The organism is Derxia lacustris, from assembly GCF_002105195.1.
Classification (GTDB): domain Bacteria; phylum Pseudomonadota; class Gammaproteobacteria; order Burkholderiales; family Burkholderiaceae_E; genus Derxia; species Derxia lacustris.
The window spans coordinates 13,688-30,911 of sequence record NZ_MUHU01000031.1 but is presented as its reverse complement, the minus strand read 5'-3'; the positions used below and the strand labels follow the sequence as shown (position 1 = coordinate 30,911).

Below are 17,224 nucleotides of genomic sequence, written 5' to 3'. Positions count from 1 at the left end.
GGTCATGAGCGAAGCCCAGCCCGCAACCGCCGTGGCGCTCGATGCGCCCGATCCGCTCGCCAGCGCGCGCGACATCGCCGCCGCCATCGCGGCCGGCCGCTGGAGCGCCAGCGCCGTGGTCGAGCAGACGCTGGCGCGCATCGCCGCGCTCGATCCGCAGCTCAACGCCTTCACGCTGGTCACGGCCGAGCGGGCGCGCGCCGGCGCCGCCGCCATCGATGCGCGCCGCGCCGCCGGCGAGCCGCTGCCGCCGCTGGCCGGCGTGCCCTATGCCGTGAAGAACCTGTTCGACCTGGCCGGCGAGGTCACGCTGGCCGGCAGCAAGCTGCTCGCGTCCGACCCGCCGGCCGAGCGCGATGCGGTGCTGGTCGAGCGGCTGGACGCGGCCGGCGCGATCTGCGTCGGCGCGCTCAACATGGACGAGTTCGCCTACGGCTTTACCACCGAAAACAGCCATGCCGGCGCCTGCCACAACCCGCATGCGCTCGCGCATTCGGCCGGCGGCTCGTCGGGCGGCTGCGGCGCGGCGGGCGCTGCGGCGCTGGTGCCGCTGTCGATCGGCTCGGACACCAACGGCTCGATCCGCGTGCCGTCGTCGCTGTGCGGCATCTGGGGCCTCAAGCCCACCTACGGCCGGCTGCCGCGCACGCGCAGCTATCCCTTCGTCTACAGCCTCGACCATCTCGGCCCGTTCGCGCGCAACGTGGCCGATCTGGCGCTGGCCTATGACGCGCTGCAAGGCCATGACGCCGGCGATCTGGCCTGCGCCGACCGGCCGGTCGAGCCGACCTTTGCCGGGCTGGCCGCGCCCGGGCCGATCCGCGTCGGCATCCTCGGCGGCTGGTTTGCCGAGCAGGCCGGCGAACAGGCGCGGCGCGCCGTGGCCCGCGCCGCCGAGGCGCTCGGCGCGACCGAAACCGTGGTGGTCGACGGCGCCGAGGCCGGCCGCGCGGCGGCCTTCGTCATCACCGCCAGCGAGGGCGGCGAGCTGCACCGGCTGCATCTGCGCGACAGCTACCAAGACATGGAGCCGCTGTCGCGCGACCGGCTCGCCGCCGGCGCGCTGCTGCCGGCGGCCTGGGTGCAGCGCGCCCAGCGGGTACGCGCGCTGTGGCATGCGCGGATGCTCGCGGCCTTCGGGCGCTTCGACCTGCTGCTGGCGCCGGCCACGCCGGTGCCCGCGCCGCCGCTCGGCGCCGCCAGCATCGAGATCAATGGTCGCCAGCTGCCGGCGCGGCCGAACATGGGCCTGCTGACCCAGCCGATCTCCTGCATCGGCCTGCCGGTGGTGGCCGCGCCGGTGGAAACCGGCGATGCGCTGCCGCTCGGCGTGCAGCTGATCGCCGCGCCCTGGGCCGAAGCGGTCGCGCTGCGCGCCGCCTGGCGGCTGGAGCTGGCCGGCGTGGCCCGCGCGCGCGCCGTGCCGGCGGCATTTGCAGGACTCGCCCCATGACCGACCCCGCCTGCAACCTGCCCGCCGTGCTGGCCGAGGTGACCGCCGCCTTCGAGCGCTACGAGCGCGCCCTGGTCGGCAACGACATCGCCGAGCTCGACGCGCTGTTCCACGCCGCGCCCAGCACCGTGCGCTACGGCGCGACCGAAAACCTGGTCGGCATCGACGCGATCCGCGCCTTCCGCGCCGCGCGCTCGCCGGCCGGGCTGGCGCGCACGCTGCACAACACCGTCATCACCAGCTGGGGCAGCGACTTTGCGGTGGCCAGCACCGAGTTCCGGCGCGCCGGCGACGCCCGCATCGGCCGCCAGCAGCAGACCTGGGTCCGCTTCGCCGACGGCTGGAAGGTGGTGGCCGCGCAGGTAAGCTGGCTGGCTCCTCCCGCCTGACGCCGGCACCGGACGACGTCCCCTGCCGCCACCCCATGAACGACGTCCCGCTGCCGCCCAAGCCATCCCGCGCCGACGAGGTCTATGCCCGTCTGCGCGACGACATCTTCGAATTCCGCATGCCGCCCGGCGAGCGCTTCACCGAGACCCTCATCGCCGAGCGGCTGGCCATGTCGCGCACGCCGGTGCGCGAGGCGCTGATGCGGCTCCAGACCGAAGGCCTGGTGCGCGGCTATTTCCGCAGCGGCTGGGAAGTGGTGCCGATCGACTTCGCGCGCTTCGACCAGCTCTATGAATTGCGCCAGCTGCTCGAAGCCCATGCGCTCGAAGTGATCGCCGGCGCCGCCACGCCCGACGTGGAAGCCGAGCGCGCCGCGGTGCTCGACCGGCTGGCGCAGCTGTGGTGCCGCCCGCCCGACGCGCGCAGCACCGACGCGACCGAAGTGGCGCGGCTGGATGAAAGTTTTCACTCCGGGCTCGTGCAGGCCGCCGGCAATGCCGAAATCACCCGCGTGCATGCCGACGTCACCGACCGCATCCGCATCATCCGGCGGCTCGATTTCGGCTATGCCCAGCGCATCGCCGCCACCTACGACGAGCACGCCGCGATCCTGCGCGCGCTGCTGCGCCGGCGCGGCGATCAGGCGGCGCTGCTGATCCGTGCCCACATCCGCCAGAGTCAGGCCGAGGTGCGCAAGATCACGCTGCACCGCCTGCACAGCTTTGGCGCGCGCTGAGCCCGGGCCCATCCACAGGAGGAAACCGTGAAGTCTGATTCGAGCAAGCGGCGGTCATCGCCGGTGGCCATGGCCTTGGCCCTCTGGCTGGCGGCGCAGGCCGGCAGCGGCGCCGCGCTGGCGGCGGGCACGCCGGCCGCCGCCAGCAAGCCGGCGCCCGGCATGTTCGCGCCCACGCCCGACAACCCGCTGCAACATCCGGCCGCGCGCAATGCCGGCAGCGGCCCGGCGCCGGTCACGCTCGCGCCGGGCGCGCCGGCCAGCCTCGCCGGTGCGCCCGATCTGGCGCCGCTGCGGGCCCAGGCCGCGCGCATCGCCGCCGAGCTGGCCGAGCGCTGCCCGCTCGCCGCGCCGTCCGATGCCGCCGCGCTCGACGCCTGCCGCCAGGCCATGTTCCACGGCTCGGCGCTGCGCAATGCGCTCGCGGCCGACATCGCCTGGGGCCGCGACGGCAAGTTCCCGACCTCGCCGCTAGCCGCCACCGGCCTGACCCGCTTCTCGCCCGATGCGCTGGCCGGCATGTATCTGCCGCTGTTCATGTTCAACGGGCGCTGGTCGGTGGACTACGTGCCCGAGGAAGGCCGGGCCCGGCTGCGGCTGGAGGCGGCATTCCGCAACCGGCTCGCGCCGGGCGAATTTCCGTATCCGTTCTGGCACGACCCGGCCAAGTGGAGCGCCTACGAGAACACCCACGCCATCGTGCTGTGGTGGGCGCCCGATGGCGCCAGCTTCGACGTGGGCCAGTTCAGCTGGCGCGGGCCGCTGGCGGCCGGCGCGCACATCGATCCGCTGCCCACGCCGGCCTTCGACGGCCGCTGGATGTGGACCGATGCGCAGGGCCGCATGCAGCCCAAGGTCACGCTGTTCGACGGCCTGTACAGCGCCGGCAATCCCTACAAGAAGCGGGTCGATGCGAGCTATCGCAGCTTTGCGCTGGCGCTGCGCAAGGGCGATTGCGTGAGCTGCCATTCGCCCGACAACGCCAGCGGCATGCAGCGGCTGGTGCTGCTGCAAACGCCGATGCATGCGGCGACCGAGATCGATGCGGTGCTCGATTCGATCCGGCGCGAGCGCATGCCGATCGACACCTACGGCAGCGAGATCGCGCTCGACGCGGCGACGCGCCGGCTGCTGCTGGATCGCGGCGCGAAGTTCGCGGCCGAGGTGAAGGCCGCGCGCGACTGGGAAGCGGCGCGCGACGGCGCCGCCAGGCCGGCCGCCCGCACTGCGCAGCTGCGCTGAGGCGCGGCTTCAGTCGCCGCGCCGGCGCTGGTGGGCGTGCGGCGGGCTGAAATGCGCGCCGGTCCGCAGCGGCAGGCGTGCCTCGCCGTCGAACGCTTCGGCAAGGTCGGCGCTGTCGCTGCCTTCGGCGGCGCGCAGCACGGCGGCGGCCGCATCCAGATCGGCGAGCCGCTGCTGCCAGCGGCATTCCTCGGCCATGAGGGTGGCGGCCTGGGCCAGCCGGCGTGCATCGGCGGCCACGCTGGCCACGGCATTGCCGGGCGCGGCCAGCCGGGCCGCCTCGACCGCCGCATTGAGCGCCAGCAGATTGCTGCGGAAGGCCAGCGCCTCCATCGCGCCGGTGAAGTCGGCCGGGCTCGGCGGGCGGGCGCCGCTCGCCGGCTCGGCGCCGACATCGGTGGCCGGGCCGTCAGCTGCGGAGGCGGCGGCTGGCGCGCCGGCACCGGCCGTGGCCGAGGTGGCCGCCGGCGCCGACCGCTCGGCCGCGCAGCCGGCTTCGCGCAGCCGGGCCACCAGCTGGGCCAGCAGGGTGATGTCGCCCTCGGCGCTGTGCAGCACCGCCAGCGCCACCACCAGGCAGGGCAAGAGCAGCAGCGCCAGCAGCAGCAGCAGGCCGCGCAGCATGGCGCGACCGGCCTCGACGCGCGCGGCGCCGTCCTGGCGCACGGCGGCGGCCACGGCGTCGGCCAGTTCGCCGGCGCGGCGCTCCAGCCGATCGGCATGGCGCTCGGTCGCACCCAGGATGGCGTCGGCGCTGGCGGCATCGGGCAGCGCGGCGGGGTCGAGCAGATCGGCGAGCGCGCCGCGCCAGGGCCGCAGCTCGAAGGCATAGGTGCGGGCGGCATCGGCCACCGCCGGCAGCGCGGCGTCGGCCTCCTGCAGGCGGCCGACGACATCGACGCTGTGGCCAAGCGCGGTGCGGGCGGCTTCGGCCAGCGGGCCGGGCGGATCGCCGGCACCGGCCAGTGCCTGCACCAGCCGGCGCGCGGCGGCCTGGGTTTCGGCGATCGCCGGCGCCAGGCTCGCGGCCTGATGCAGCGCGCCGAGCTGGCGTTCGACCAGCGCGGCGGAACTGCGCGTCTCGCGGTCGAACGCCAGCAGCGCAAGGCTGCCGAACGCGGTCAGCAGCGCAATGGCGACCAGCGGCGCCAGCAGCAGCCGGGCGCGCAGGGAAAGTCGGTCGGCGAGCATGGGAGATCGGGGGAGGAGAGGAGTGGTCCCAATCATCGGCGCGCGGCGGCGCCGGCAGCGCGCGGAGCAGTCGTGGCGCGGTGCGGCAATTCGGCTGCGGCGCGGCCTCAAGTTCTGCCGCCGGCTGCCGTCAGGCGCGTCGGGCGCATGACGCGCCAGCGCGGCCCGGCGGTGCGCCGCGCCGGCCAAGCCGCCAACCGCGCCGACGCAGCTCAGCCCGCCCGCGGCGGCGCCCAGCGCCGCCAGGCCAGCGCGCAGCCGCCGAGCTGGGCGCACAGCACCATCGCGATCACGCCCGGCCAGCCGAAATGCCGCCACAGCACGCCGCCCAGCACCGCGCCCACCGAGCCGCCGGCGTAATACACCGCGTTGTAGAGCCCCGAGGCGAGCGACCGCCCCTCGCGCACATTGGCCGCGACGAAGCTGATCGCCACCGTCTGCGCCACGAAGGTCGCGGTACTGGCCAGCGCCAGCCCGGCCAGCACCGCCGCAAAGCTCGGCAGCAGCGTGAGCAGCGCGCCGACCGCGCCGCCGCCCAGCGCCAGCACCAGCGTGCCGCGATAGCCGAGCGGCCCGATCAGCCGGTTGGTCAGCGGCGCCGCCATGAAACCGAGCAGATAGATCGTGAACACATTGGCCAGCGCCGCCGGCCCGAAGCCCCAGGGCGGCCCGGCCAGCAGCAGGTTGATGTAGGTGAACACGCCAACCTGGCACAGCAGCACGCAGAAGCCCACCGCGCAGGCCGCCATCAGCCGCGCATTGCGCGCATGGCCCAGCAAGCCGCGCCAGGCCGCGCCCAGCTCGCGCCGGGCCACAAAGCGCCGTGACGCCGGCAGCAGCCGCGCCACCACTAGCCCGCCCAGCGCATTCAGTCCGCCCAGCACCACAAAGGCCGTGCGCCATTGCGACCATTCCGCGATCTGCCCGGTGAGAAAGCGCCCGGCGAAGCCGCCCAGCACGCAGCCCGCCACGTAAGTGCCCATTGCCGCGGCCATCCGGCCCGGCGCCAGCTCCTCGCCGATGTAGGCCACGATCACCACGGTGATGCCGGGGATGAACAGCCCCTCGACGAAGCGCAGCGCCACCACCTGCGGCAGCGTCTGCGCAAAGCCGATGGCGATCGTCGGCAGCGCCACCGCCAGCATCGACGCCACCACGAAGGCCTTGCGCCCGAGCGCATCCGAAACCATGCCGGTGAGCGGCGACAGCAGCGCCACCGCCATCACCGTCGCGCCCACCGTGGCGCCGACCGCCGGCGCGCTCGCGTCGAAGGCGCGCATCAGATCGGGCAGCACCGACTGGATCGAATAGACATTGATGAAGGCAAACACGCCGATCAGGCCGAACAGCCAGCGGGGCGCAACGCGTGCGGGAGCGACAGAAGCCATGACCGGGATTATCCCGGCGCCCCCGCGCCAAAGTCGGTCCGAAAATCTGTGGATAACTTTCTGACCGATTGGGTGCAACCCGGCCTTCGCGGCAAAAGTGCCAAAAACCGTCCCCGACCCTCCACAAGCCGCACCTGGGAAAGCCGTCGGGTTGTGCCTCATGGCAAGTGACTGATTCCAAAGCCGATGAAGAAGTTATCCACAGAAAAGGCGACCGATCATCAGTTCTCTCATTCATAAATAGAAATTCATCCACAAGGGCAAAGCCGCGCGCCGCGCGCGTAAGCCGGGCCTGCCCGGAGCTGTTGCTCAGGCACGCCGGCTTGTTACTGCGGATGATTGGACTGACCAATTTCCCGCAAGCGCGCGGCATGCTTTTGCCCCCGCCCAACCCGTTTGCGATTGCCCGCCCATGGTTGCCAGCCTGGTTCTGCTGCTCGTCTATCAACTCGTCGGTGAAGTCACCGTGCGGTTCTTCGATCTCGACCTGCCCGGGCCGGTACTGGGCATGGCACTGCTGCTGTTCACGCTGATGGCGCGCCGGCGCGTGTCGCTGGCACTGGCCAACACCACGCGCGGGCTGCTCGACAACCTGGGGCTGCTGTTCGTGCCGGCTGGCGCCGGCCTCATTTCGCAGGCCGGGCGCATCCAGGGCCACTGGCTCGGGCTGATCGCCACCGTGGTGCTGAGCACGCTGCTGACGCTGGTGGTCACCGGCTGGACGATGAAATTGATGATGCGATGGACCGGCACGCTGCCGCCGGCCGCTGAAGACGGCGCAGCGGGCGCTGGCGCGACTGCGGCCGCTGGCCCGGCCCCCGCCAGCCCGGCCGTGCCGGCAAGCGCGCCAGCGCCCGCTGACGGAGACCGCGCATGAACGCCCGGCTGTCGGAAATCTGGATCTATCTCGCGCCGACGCCGATCAATGGCCTGCTGCTGACGCTCGGCGCCTATCTGGCCGGGCTGTGGATTTTCGAGAAGGCGGGCCGGCGGCCCTGGCTCAATCCGGTGTTCATCGCGATCGGGCTGGTGATTGCGGTGCTGCTGGCGACGCATACCTCCTACGCGGCCTATTTCGAGGGCGCGCAGTTCGTGCACTTTCTGCTCGGGCCGGCCACGGTGGCGCTGGCGGTGCCGCTCTACGCCAATGTGCTGGCGGTGCGGCGGCTGGCGCTGCCGGTGCTGGTCACGGTGGTGGTCGGCGCGCTGGTGGCGTCGCTGTCGGCGGTGCTGATCGGCCAGCTGTTCGGTCTCGACCGCACGCTGCTGCTCACGCTGACGACCAAGTCGGTGACCACGCCGGTGGCGATGGGCATTGCCGAGCGCATCGGCGGCATTCCGTCGCTGGCGGCGGTGATGGTGATGTTCACCGGCATGAGCGGCATCGCGCTCGGCGTGCTGACGCTCAGGCTCACGCGCGTGACCGAGCCGCAGGCGCTCGGCTTTGCGCTGGGGCTGGGCTGCCACGGCATCGGCACGGCGGAATCGCTGCGGGTGAATCAGACGGCGGGCGCGTTTGCCGCGCTGGCAATGGGGCTGACGGCGATGGTCACGGCGCTGTTCGTGCCGGCGCTGGTGCGGTTGTTGGGGATTTAGCAGCCGGGGCGGCCTTGCCCGCAGGCGAGCGTCCGGCCGAACCGGCCGCCGCTGCGTTCGCGCGCCGCAGCGCGCCTCAGGCCTCGGCCAGCCGCGCCAGGAAGGCCGGCGCGATCAGCTTGTGCATCGGCGTGACCGGCAGCATGTAGAGCCGGCCGAGCCAGTTGCGCGTGTGCACGACCGTCGTCACCACCACCGCCGCGCCCTCGCGCCGCAGCGACACCACCACCTTCAGATGGCGGTCGTCGTCGCCGAGCAGCACTTCGTCGGGCGTGTTGGCGATGAGCGTGAAGATGCCCACGCGCTCGCCGGGCCGGTAATCGGCGCCGGCGCGCGTGGCCGACACGGCGGCCAGACCGCCCAGATCCTTGAGCCCGAACGGCGCCACCACGCGATTGCGCAGCGCCATCGCCGCATCGATCCAGCGCGGCGTGCGGCGCGCGGCCTTCAGGAACAGGTCGAGCGCCGACAGCGACGGATCGGCGACCGGCACCGTCCACGCATCGAAGAAGCTGGCGCCGGGCAGCAGCCGGGCCACGGCGCTGGCGGGCGGGACGGTGCAGGGCGCGGGCTTGTTCATGAGCGCGTCAGAGCAGCTTGAAGCCGAAGCCGCGCAGCTTTTCCGCCAGCACATCGCGGCCGGTGAGCGCGGCGGCGTCGGCGATGCGCTTGATGCTGTGCGGCGTCCACTGGTGCGCCTTCATGCCCTGGGATGTGTAGAAGGCCTGCATCGTGGCGTCGTAGGCGTCGATCTCGGGCAGTTGCGCTTCGAGGCTGTAGCGCTCGCGGTGCAGCACCGCCGGCTGCGGCAGGCGCGGCTTGACGGCGCCGGCCTTGGCCGGCTTGCCGACGCACAGACCGAACACCGGCGTGACCAGCGGCGGCAGCGCCAGCTCGGCCGCGACCTTGTCGACGTGATTGCGGATGCCGCCGATGTAGACCGTGCCGAGGCCCATCGACTCGAAGGCGGCGCTGGCGTTCTGCGCCGCGAGCGCCGCGTCGATCACGCCGACCAGCAGCATTTCCAGATAGTCGAGGCCGGCCGACGGCGCGGCGGCACGCTCGGCGCACTGGCGCAGCCGGGCCAGATCGGCCAGCCACACGAGGAAGGTCGGGCAGTCGGCGATGTGCTTCTGGCCGCCGGTCCAGTCGGCGAACTTGGCCTTGGTCTCGGGCGCCTCGACGGCGACCACGCTCCAGACTTGCAGGTTCGAGGACGTGGCGGCCGATTGCGCGGCGGCGATGCCGGCTTCGAGCGCGCCGGCCGGCAGCGCATCGGGCAGAAAGGCGCGCACCGAGGCATGGCCGAGCAGGCTGTCGAGCACGGCATTCCAGGGCGCCTCGGCGGCGACGGCGGGCGGGTTGGTGGCGCCGTAGCGCGCGGTAATCAGGTTGAGCGGGGTGGGAGCGGTCATGGCTGTTCTTGGACGAGTGGAGGCAGGTCGGTGGCCGGTTTGGCGCGGGGTAGGATCATGCGCGCCGCCGCCCGCGCGGCGAATGGCCGGTAGCAGTCTGGAATCGTCGAAAAAGAAATGAGCCCCTCCTCCCCCGCGCTTCATGTGCTGTGCCTGTGTGCCGAGTGGTGCGGCACCTGCCGCGACTACCACGCGCCCTTCGCGGCGCTGGCCGCGCGCCATCCCGAGGCGCGCTTCGGCTGGATCGACATCGAGGACGAGGCCGACCGCATCGGCGAGCTCGACATCGAGAACTTCCCGACCATTCTTCTGGCGCGCGAGGTCGACGGGCGCTGGCAGGCGGTGTTCTTCGGCACGGTGCTGCCGCACATCGAGCTGCTCGCGCGCCAGGTGCAGGAAGCGCCTGCGATGGCGCCGCTCGCGCCTGGCGGCCCGCACGGCCTCGATGCGCGCGAGCTGGCCTCGCTCCAGGCGCTGGTCGACGGGCTCTAGCCCGACCGATTGCGTCGGATGTGTGTTCGTGCGCGCAAATGTGGCCGCAGCAACACGCCGGCGGACGGCTGTTGCGCCACGTCAACCCGACTGACTTAGTAGGTTGTTACCGTCGACCGCGCCGCCGGTCTGGCCCTTGCGCCGCCGTGCCGACCGCTTCCCGTCGGTCGCTCTGCCACTTCCCGGCGCCTTCCCCCATGAATCCGCTCGATATGCCTGTCCTCACTTCCATTGCGCCCGATCTGGTCGCGCCGCTCTTCGCCAGCGGTCTCAAGCCGTTGAACATCGCGGGGCGCGAGCTGCTGCCGATCGTCCAGGGCGGCATGGGGGTGGGCGTGTCGGCGCACCGGCTCGCGGGCACGGTCGCGGCGGCGGGCGGCGTGGGCACGCTGTCGTCGGTCGATCTGCGCCGGCTGCATCCGGACCTGATGGCCGCGACGCGCACCCTGCCGCCCGGCGAAGGCGCCAAGACCGCGATCGACGCGGCCAATCTGGTCGCCATCGAGCGCGAGATCACCGCCGCTCGCGCGCTGTCGCAAGGCCGCGGCCTGCTGGCCATCAACGTGATGCGCGCCATCAGCGCCTACGCGGCGCATGTGAAGCACGCGCTCGAATGCGGCATCGACGCGGTGGTGGTCGGCGCCGGCCTGCCGCTCGATCTGCCCGATCTGGCGGCCGAGCATCCCAAGGCGCTGCTGGTACCGATCCTGTCGGATGCGCGCGGCGTGGCGCTGGTGGTCAAGAAGTGGGAGCGCAAGCGCCGCATGCCCGACGCCATCGTCATCGAGCATCCGGGGCTCGCGGCCGGCCATCTGGGCGCGGCGCGCGTCGCCGACGTCAACGATCCGCGCTTCGACTTCGAGCGCGTGATTCCCGAGACCGTCGCCTTCCTGCGCTCGGCCGGGCTGGAGCAGGTGCCGGTGATCGCCGCCGGCGGCGTGCGCAACCATGCCGACATCGCGCGGCTGCAGGCGCTCGGCGCGGCCGGCGTGCAACTGGGCACGCCGTTCGCCGTCACCCAGGAAGCCGACGCCGCGCCCGAATTCAAGGCGGTGCTGGCCGGCGCCAGACCCGAGGATGTGGTCGAGTTCGTCAGCGTGGCCGGCCTGCCGGCACGCGCGGTACGCACGCCCTGGCTCGAGAAGTACATGCTCGCCGAGCCGCGCCTGCAACAGACGGCGCAGGTGAAGTCGCGCTGCACCAAGTCCTTCGACTGTCTGGCGCAATGCGGTTTGCGCGACGGCAAGGTGGGCTGGGGCCAGTTCTGCATCGACCATCAGCTCGGGCTGGCGCTCGACGGCGATACCGACAAGGGCCTGTTCTTCCGCGGTGCCGGCGTGCTGCCCTTCGGCGCCGAGATCCGCCCGGTCGATGCGCTGCTGCGCCATCTGCTGACCGCCGCGTAAACCGGGCCGCTGTGGCGGCGCCGCGACCCGGCCGCGCAACGCGGCTTGCGTCGCAGGGCCGCGGCGGACGCGGGCGTAAAGTCTGCCGCCTTCAGCCGCCACTTTCCGCCCGCTTGCCGAGCCCGATCGCATGACGCTCTCTTCCGCCCGCCCTGCCCCTTTCCCTTTGCGCGCGTTGCGCTGCCTGCCCGTCGCGCCGCTGGCCGCGGCGGCACTGATCGGCACGACGCCGGCGCATGCTGCCGATGCGCGCGACGCCGTCGTCGCGGCCGACACCCTGCTCACCGGTCTGGCCGCCCGCAACGGCGTGCGCGACGGCTATCTCGACATGCTGGCCAGCAGCGGCCTGCTGCTGCGTCCGGCGCCGGTCAACGGCCCGAGCCTGCTGCAAGGCGACGAGCCCGACCGCAATCCGCTGCGCCGCGCGCCCGAGCGCGTGATCGTCGCCCGCTCGGCCGATCTGGCGGTCAGCGTCGGCCCCTATGCGGGCCGGCCGGCCGCCGGCGCCGACGGCCTGGGCCATTACGTCGCCGTCTGGCGCACCGGCGACGACGGCGACTGGAAGCTTCAGGTGGATGCGGCCATGCCGCACGGCGACGGGCCCGGCGCGGTCGATGCCGTGGCCGGCCTGCCGCTGCTGCCCTGGGTGGCGCCGGCCGGCCTGTGCGATGCCAACGCCCTCGGCGCGGCCGAGCGCCAGGTGGTCGATGCGCGCGCCGGCGGCAATGCGCCGGCGGCCCGGCTCTATGCCGCCGATGCCGTCGTGCTGCGCAGCGATCTGGCGCCGGTGGCCGCCGGCGCCGCGCCGCGCGGCCGGGTCTGGCGCGACGCGCAGATGCGCGGCACCTGGGTCGCGCAATCGCAGGATCTGGCGGTGATGACCGGCTTGGTGCGCACCGACGCGGCCGAGCGCGGTTACGGATTCCTCCATGCCTGGACCTGCGAAGGCGGCGGCTGGAAGCTCAAGCTCGATCTGGAAAACCTGCCGCGCTGACCGGTGCGGCGCACTTGCGCGGGAGAACGACGATGGAACATCGCTTCACGGTAGGCGGCATGACATGCCAGGGCTGCGTGCGCTCGGTCTCGGCGGCGCTGCAACGCGTCGATCCCAAGGCCGAGGTGACGGTGCATCTCGACACCGGTGTGGTCGAGGTGAAGAGCGAACTCACGCATGCCGAGCTGGCGGCGGTCATCGACGATGCCGGCTACGAGGTCGAGGCCGGCTGAGCCGGCAAGTCCGCGCTGCAATGCAAACCGGCCCGCGCGGGCCGGTTTCGCTTACACCGGCGTGATGATCGGCGCGACCGGGTAGTCGAGCACTTCCAGCCCCACCGCCTCGAAGGCGCGCACCCGGCGCGGCTTGCCGAACCTGAGGCTTTGCGACGGCTTCTGGAACCAGCTCACCACCTGCTCCAGCTGCGGCGCCAGAAACAGGAACAGCGCCACCAGAAAGGTGCGCGGCACCTGTTCTTCCCACAGGCCGTGTTCCTTCAGGTACTCGGCCGAGGCGGTCGCGGCCTTGGCCATGTCGTACTCGCCGTCGACGATGGCCATCACCGGAAAGCCGAAGGCGCCGTTCGGCGCGGCCACGTCGAGCCGTACCTCAAGCCGGCGCGCGCGGCCGTCGATCTCGGGTGCCTGCACCGGACCCGAGGCGCCGAGGATGCGCCAGCCTTCGCGGCCTTCGAGCCAGCAGCGCACGAAGCCGGGCGCGCCGATCACGGCGTCTTCCGGGTCGTCGATGCTTTCGGCCTGGGTCCAGACCACCGGCATGCGGGTGAGGATGGCGAACTCATGCGCATCGGAGCGCGCATCGATCGGCACGCTCTCGAAGAAGCGCTTGTACTCGGCGTCGATACCAGCTTCGGTAGGACGCTCGCGCTGGAACGAGACGAGACGGGCGGCAAGTTCGGGGCGGGTAAGGGCGAAAGTGAGGGGATCGGCCATGGCTCAGGTTTCGTAAGAGTTTTTCCTAGTCTGCACGCCGCAGCACAGGTTTGCACGCGGTTTCGATTGCGTTAGTCGGCACTCGCTGCCGTCTGTCGGCGTGCTGCCGGCCAGCGTGCGGAACACGCCGTCCGCGCCGACCGGGCAGCGCGGACTTCCATCATGCCGGGGTTGCGGAGCCAGGCACCGCCTCGCTCGTCAGCCAGGCCTGGGCTTCGGCAACTACGGCACGCAGTTCGGACAGCAGCAGGCCGTTGGGCGGCAGGGCGTCGGGTGGCAGCGCCATCGGCAGCGCGCTGCGGCCGGCTTCGCGCCAGGTGGCTTCCCAGGCCAGGCAGGCGCGGTGCAGCCGGGTGGCGCCGATCTGGGCCGACAGGCCCTTGAGCGTGTGCACGGCGCGTGCCACCTCGTCGGCGCCGCTGTCGGCGGTGAGCGGCAGGCCGCCGGCATAGGCCTGGGCAAAGCCGCGCAGCAGGCGCGCATACAGGTCGCGCATGCCGCCCACCAGTTGCAGTCCGGCGTCGACATCGAGCCGGGCCGCGACCGCGCCTTGCAGCAGCGAGGTGATGACCGGCATGTCGGCATAGGCGGGCGGCCGGGTGATGAGGCCGGCCGGCCGGGCGCCGGGCTTGCCCAGGCCCGAGAAATCGGCGACCGCGCGCTCCAGCAGCGCGAAATCGATCGGCTTGGTGAGGTAGGCGACGATGCCGGCGTCATGGGCGCGGCGGCGCTCGTCGGCCAGCGCATGCGCCGTCAGCGCGATCACCGGCAGGCCGGGCCGCAACTGGCGGATGCGGCGCGCCGCCTCGATGCCGTCGAGCACCGGCATCTGGATGTCCATGAGCACGGCGTGATAGGGCCGGCTGGCGCGCTCGACCGCGTCGACGGCTTCCTGGCCGTTCTCGGCAAAGTCGAGCGTGGCGCCGGCCTGGCACAGCAGCTCGCCGACCATGTCGCGGTTGAGCGGGTTGTCCTCGGCCAGCAGCAGATGCAGGCCGGCGAGCGTGGGCGCGGCGGGCTGGGTCGCGCCGCCGCTGACCGGCCGGTCGAGCAGCGCCTGCACATGGCGCCCGCGCAGCGGCGCGGCGAGCAGATGCGGATGGCAGGGCAGGCTGGCGACGACCGGCGGCGTGGCGCCGGCGCCGAGCAGCAGGGCCAGCTCGGCGCCGGCGTCCTGGCAGGCGCGCGCCAGCGCATCGAGCCGGGCCGGCGCGAGTTCGGCCGGCGCGACGACCAGATCGCCGCGCGCCGGCAGCCGTGGCGCCACGGCCGGGCCGGCCCAGTCGCGCACGTCGAGGCCGCGCGCCACGAGCCAGCCACGCGCCGGCGCGACCGGCTCGGACGCGAACTCGGCCAGCAGCACGCGCCGATGCGGCCGGGCCGCCGGCGGCGCCGCTGCCACCTCGGTCAGGCCGGGCAGGCGCACGGTGAAGCAGCTGCCCGCGCCGGGCGTGCTGCGCACGTCGATGCGGCCGCCCATCAGCCGGACCAGCCGATGCGAGATCGCCAGCCCGAGCCCGGTGCCGCCGAAGCGCCGCGTCAGCGAGCCGTCGCCCTGCTCGAACGGCGAGAACAGCCGCGCGATGTGCTCGGGCGCGATGCCGATGCCGGTGTCCTCCACCTCGACCACCAGCCCGCCGTCGGGGCCGGCGCGGCGCAGTCGCAGCGTGACCCGGCCGCGCTCGGTGAACTTGACCGCATTGGTCACCAGATTGAGCAGCACCTGGGTGAGCCGCAGCGGATCGCCGATCACGCGACGCGGCAGCGCCGGGTCTTCGTCGAGCAGCAGCGCGATGTGGCTGGCGGCGGCCCGGTCGGCGGCGATCTCCACCACCTGATCGACCGGATCGCCGAGGTCGAACTCGATGCGCTCCAGGCTGAGCCGGTTCTCCTCGATCTTGGACAGGTCGAGCACGTCGTTGACCAGTGCCAGCAGCAGCGCGCCCGACTTCTCTATGCGCTCCAGATACGGCCGCACGCCGTCCTCCACGCCGAAGGGCACGGCGCGCAGCGCCAGCTGGGCATTGCCGATCACCGCCGCCAGCGGCGTGCGGATCTCATGGCTCATGTTCGCCAGGAAGTTGCTGCGCGCCTGGGCCAGCTTGCGTGCCTCGGCCAGCGCGCGGGTGTGCTCCAGCAGGCTGTCGTTGAGCAGCCGGCGCTCGGTGGTGTCGGTCTGGATGCCGGCGATGCGCAGCGCCCGGCCGTCGGCATCGCGCTCGTAGGCGCGGCCGCGCAGGAACACCCAGCGCCAGTTGCCGTCGGCGCCGCGCATGCGGTGCTCGACCGCCAGCCGCTCGCTGCGGCCTTCGATGTGCTCGGCGAGCGCGCCGCGCAGCGCCGGCAGATCGTCGGGATGGGTCAGCGACAGCAGCGCGGTCAGGTCGAAGTCGAGCCCCGGCGCATGGCCGAGCCGGGTCAGCAGGTTGTCGCCGCAGAAGATGCGGCCGGTGGTCAGGTCGAGATCCCAGTAGCTGTCGTCGCTGGCCTGGAACACCCGCTCCAGCCGCCACCAGCTGTCGCGCAGCGCGTTCTCGGCCGCCTTCACCTGCGACAGGTCGTAGGCCTGGAGCACGAAATGGCGCGGCTGGCCGTCGCTGCCGCGCACCAGCGAGACCGCGATGGCGGCCGGCAGCGCGCTGCCGTCGCGGCACAGCAGCCGCACTTCCAGCTCGCCGGTCACGGCGCGGCCGCGCAGCAGCCGGGCCGCGCGCGCCAGCAGCCGGCGCATGTCGTGCCGCGCGATGACCTTGTCCGGCCGGGCCAGCAGCAGCTCGCGCGGCCGGTCGAGCATGCGGCACAGCGCCGGATTGGCGTCGATCACGCGGCGGTCGAGCCCGACCAGCGCCATGCCGATCGGCGAGTCGTGCATCGCGCCGCGAAACCGCTCCTCGCTTTCGGCCAGCCGGCGGTGCTTGCGCCGCATGCCGGCGAACAGATAGGCGATGCCGAGCGGCGGCAGCGTGACCATCGCCAGCGTGGCCACGCAGTGCATGAAGGCGGCATGGCGCAGCGGCCCGAAGGTACCGCCGTCGAACGTCAGCAGCACCGTGGCCTCGATGGCCAGCACCAGCAGGCAGGTGGCCAGCACGCTGAAGCGCAGCGCCGCGATGCCGAGCGGCAGCTCGACGATCATCAGCCAGTGCGGCGCGCGCGTGCTGGTGAAGGCGGCCAGGCTCACCAGCAGCAGCAGCGCGCCGGCCAGCTCGGTGCCGCTGTCCTGGCCGGGCTGGCGCGGTTCGGGCCGGAAGCCGCCAAGCATGCGTAGCAGCTGGGCGCGCGACAGCGAGATCGCGCCGGGCACGACGGTGGCGATCATCAGCGCATCGGTGGCCCACCAGAGTTGTGCCGCCTGCCAGCCGTCGATCTTCCAGCTGGCGCCGAAGGCCAGGCCGGCGAGCGCCGCGCCGGGCAGCGTGCACAGACTGCCGGCGATCAGGAAGGCCATGAGCTGGCGCTTCTGGTTGTCGCGCGCATGGGCGTCGATGCCGAGCCGCGCGAACAGCCGCTCGCACAGCCCGAGCGTGAGCCCGTGCGCGAGTGCGCAGGCCAGCGCCAGCGGCCAGGTCGAGGCGCCGAGCGCGGCGGCCAGCGCCTGACCGGCGGCGGCACCGGCGGAGCCGCTCAGCAGGCAGTGCCGGCGCGCGCTGCCGTCGCGCCGCAGCAGCGCGCCGAGCAGCAGCGCATCGGGCAGCAGCAGCGGCAGCAGCGCGCCGCTGGCGCGGGCGTGCAGCATCGTCAGCGCGACGAGCGCGGCAGCGAGAACGAAGACGACGAGATTGCGCGCCACTTCGTGCGCGGCGAGCGACGCGCGGGGCTCGATCGGTCGCACGGGGAGCGGTACTGGCATGACGGCGGCGTCACCGGCACAGGACCGGCGCGCGAGGGGATAGAGGCGACACTGGCCAGTATCGGCAGTCGGCCGGCGCGCGTTGGGCGGAACATGCTGCCGATTGCCGCTCAGCTTT

At 72.8% G+C, this 17,224-nt stretch carries 16 protein-coding genes; 10 read left to right on the top strand and 6 right to left on the bottom strand.

The annotated features are described in order from the left end of the window. Positions 1-4 precede the first annotated feature (4 nt). Genes B9P64_RS19780 through B9P64_RS19765 form a run of 4 tightly spaced genes read left to right on the top strand, consistent with a single transcriptional unit; the run spans position 5 to position 3,821 of the window. A complete protein-coding gene (locus B9P64_RS19780; RefSeq protein WP_085317894.1) occupies positions 5-1,453 on the top strand; it encodes an AtzE family amidohydrolase in 1,449 nt (482 codons plus the stop codon). Then, a complete protein-coding gene (gene hpxZ, locus B9P64_RS19775; protein ID WP_085317893.1) occupies positions 1,450-1,842 on the top strand; it encodes an oxalurate catabolism protein HpxZ in 393 nt (130 codons plus the stop codon). Before B9P64_RS19780 ends, hpxZ begins: the two co-directional genes overlap by 4 nt. A gap of 35 nt (positions 1,843-1,877) precedes the next feature. Beyond that, the gene (locus B9P64_RS19770) at positions 1,878-2,579 is read left to right on the top strand and encodes a GntR family transcriptional regulator (RefSeq protein ID WP_085317892.1); all 702 of its coding nucleotides are present in this window, start codon (positions 1,878-1,880) and stop codon (positions 2,577-2,579) included. A gap of 27 nt (positions 2,580-2,606) precedes the next feature. Beyond that, on the top strand, positions 2,607-3,821 hold the full coding sequence (locus B9P64_RS19765; RefSeq protein ID WP_139826421.1) for a hypothetical protein: 1,215 nt from the start codon (positions 2,607-2,609) through the stop codon (positions 3,819-3,821). 9 nt (positions 3,822-3,830) lie between these two features. Here B9P64_RS19765 and B9P64_RS19760 read toward each other — a convergent pair whose 3' ends face one another. Further along, positions 3,831-5,012 carry a hypothetical protein gene (locus B9P64_RS19760; RefSeq protein WP_085317890.1) on the bottom strand — a complete coding sequence of 394 codons (1,182 nt, stop codon included), beginning with the start codon at positions 5,010-5,012 and terminating at the stop codon, positions 3,831-3,833. Positions 5,013-5,224: 212 nt separating this feature from the next. Then, positions 5,225-6,400 (bottom strand): MFS transporter, encoded by a 1,176-nt coding sequence (locus B9P64_RS19755; RefSeq protein ID WP_176256907.1) that lies wholly within the window; start codon positions 6,398-6,400, stop codon positions 5,225-5,227. Between the two features lie 412 nt (positions 6,401-6,812). Here B9P64_RS19755 and B9P64_RS19750 point away from each other — a divergent pair, with 412 nt between their 5' ends. Together B9P64_RS19750 and B9P64_RS19745 are read left to right on the top strand one after the other, a co-directional pair. Beyond that, complete coding sequence (locus tag B9P64_RS19750; RefSeq protein WP_085317888.1) at positions 6,813-7,277, top strand: CidA/LrgA family protein; 465 nt, start codon at positions 6,813-6,815, stop codon at positions 7,275-7,277. After that, on the top strand, positions 7,274-7,996 hold the full coding sequence (locus B9P64_RS19745; protein WP_085317887.1) for an LrgB family protein: 723 nt from the start codon (positions 7,274-7,276) through the stop codon (positions 7,994-7,996). Before B9P64_RS19750 ends, B9P64_RS19745 begins: the two co-directional genes overlap by 4 nt. Positions 7,997-8,072: 76 nt before the next feature. On the opposite strand, the gene B9P64_RS19740 is transcribed toward B9P64_RS19745, so the two are convergent. Next, positions 8,073-8,576, bottom strand: coding sequence for a DUF2867 domain-containing protein (locus B9P64_RS19740; protein WP_085317886.1), 504 nt, complete (start codon positions 8,574-8,576; stop codon positions 8,073-8,075). A gap of 7 nt (positions 8,577-8,583) precedes the next feature. After that, positions 8,584-9,411, bottom strand: a complete 828-nt coding sequence (locus B9P64_RS19735; RefSeq protein WP_085317885.1) for a nitroreductase family protein — start codon at positions 9,409-9,411, stop codon at positions 8,584-8,586. Positions 9,412-9,528: 117 nt separating this feature from the next. On the opposite strand from B9P64_RS19735, the gene B9P64_RS19730 reads away from it, so the two are divergent. From B9P64_RS19730 to B9P64_RS19715, 4 genes are all read left to right on the top strand, one after another. Continuing rightward, a complete protein-coding gene (locus B9P64_RS19730; protein WP_085317884.1) occupies positions 9,529-9,903 on the top strand; it encodes a thioredoxin family protein in 375 nt (124 codons plus the stop codon). A gap of 212 nt (positions 9,904-10,115) precedes the next feature. Beyond that, positions 10,116-11,309, top strand: a complete 1,194-nt coding sequence (locus tag B9P64_RS19725) for an NAD(P)H-dependent flavin oxidoreductase (RefSeq protein WP_085317974.1) — start codon at positions 10,116-10,118, stop codon at positions 11,307-11,309. A gap of 175 nt (positions 11,310-11,484) precedes the next feature. Beyond that, positions 11,485-12,303 carry a nuclear transport factor 2 family protein gene (locus B9P64_RS19720; protein WP_085317883.1) on the top strand — a complete coding sequence of 273 codons (819 nt, stop codon included), beginning with the start codon at positions 11,485-11,487 and terminating at the stop codon, positions 12,301-12,303. A 32-nt stretch (positions 12,304-12,335) separates the two neighbouring features. Beyond that, positions 12,336-12,536 carry a heavy-metal-associated domain-containing protein gene (locus B9P64_RS19715; protein WP_085317882.1) on the top strand — a complete coding sequence of 67 codons (201 nt, stop codon included), beginning with the start codon at positions 12,336-12,338 and terminating at the stop codon, positions 12,534-12,536. Between the two features lie 51 nt (positions 12,537-12,587). On the opposite strand, the gene B9P64_RS19710 is transcribed toward B9P64_RS19715, so the two are convergent. Next, positions 12,588-13,256 carry a hypothetical protein gene (locus tag B9P64_RS19710; protein ID WP_085317881.1) on the bottom strand — a complete coding sequence of 223 codons (669 nt, stop codon included), beginning with the start codon at positions 13,254-13,256 and terminating at the stop codon, positions 12,588-12,590. A 160-nt stretch (positions 13,257-13,416) separates the two neighbouring features. After that, positions 13,417-17,106: an ATP-binding protein gene (locus B9P64_RS19705; protein WP_139826420.1), complete on the bottom strand. Its 3,690-nt coding sequence runs from the start codon at positions 17,104-17,106 to the stop codon at positions 13,417-13,419. Positions 17,107-17,224 lie beyond the last annotated feature (118 nt).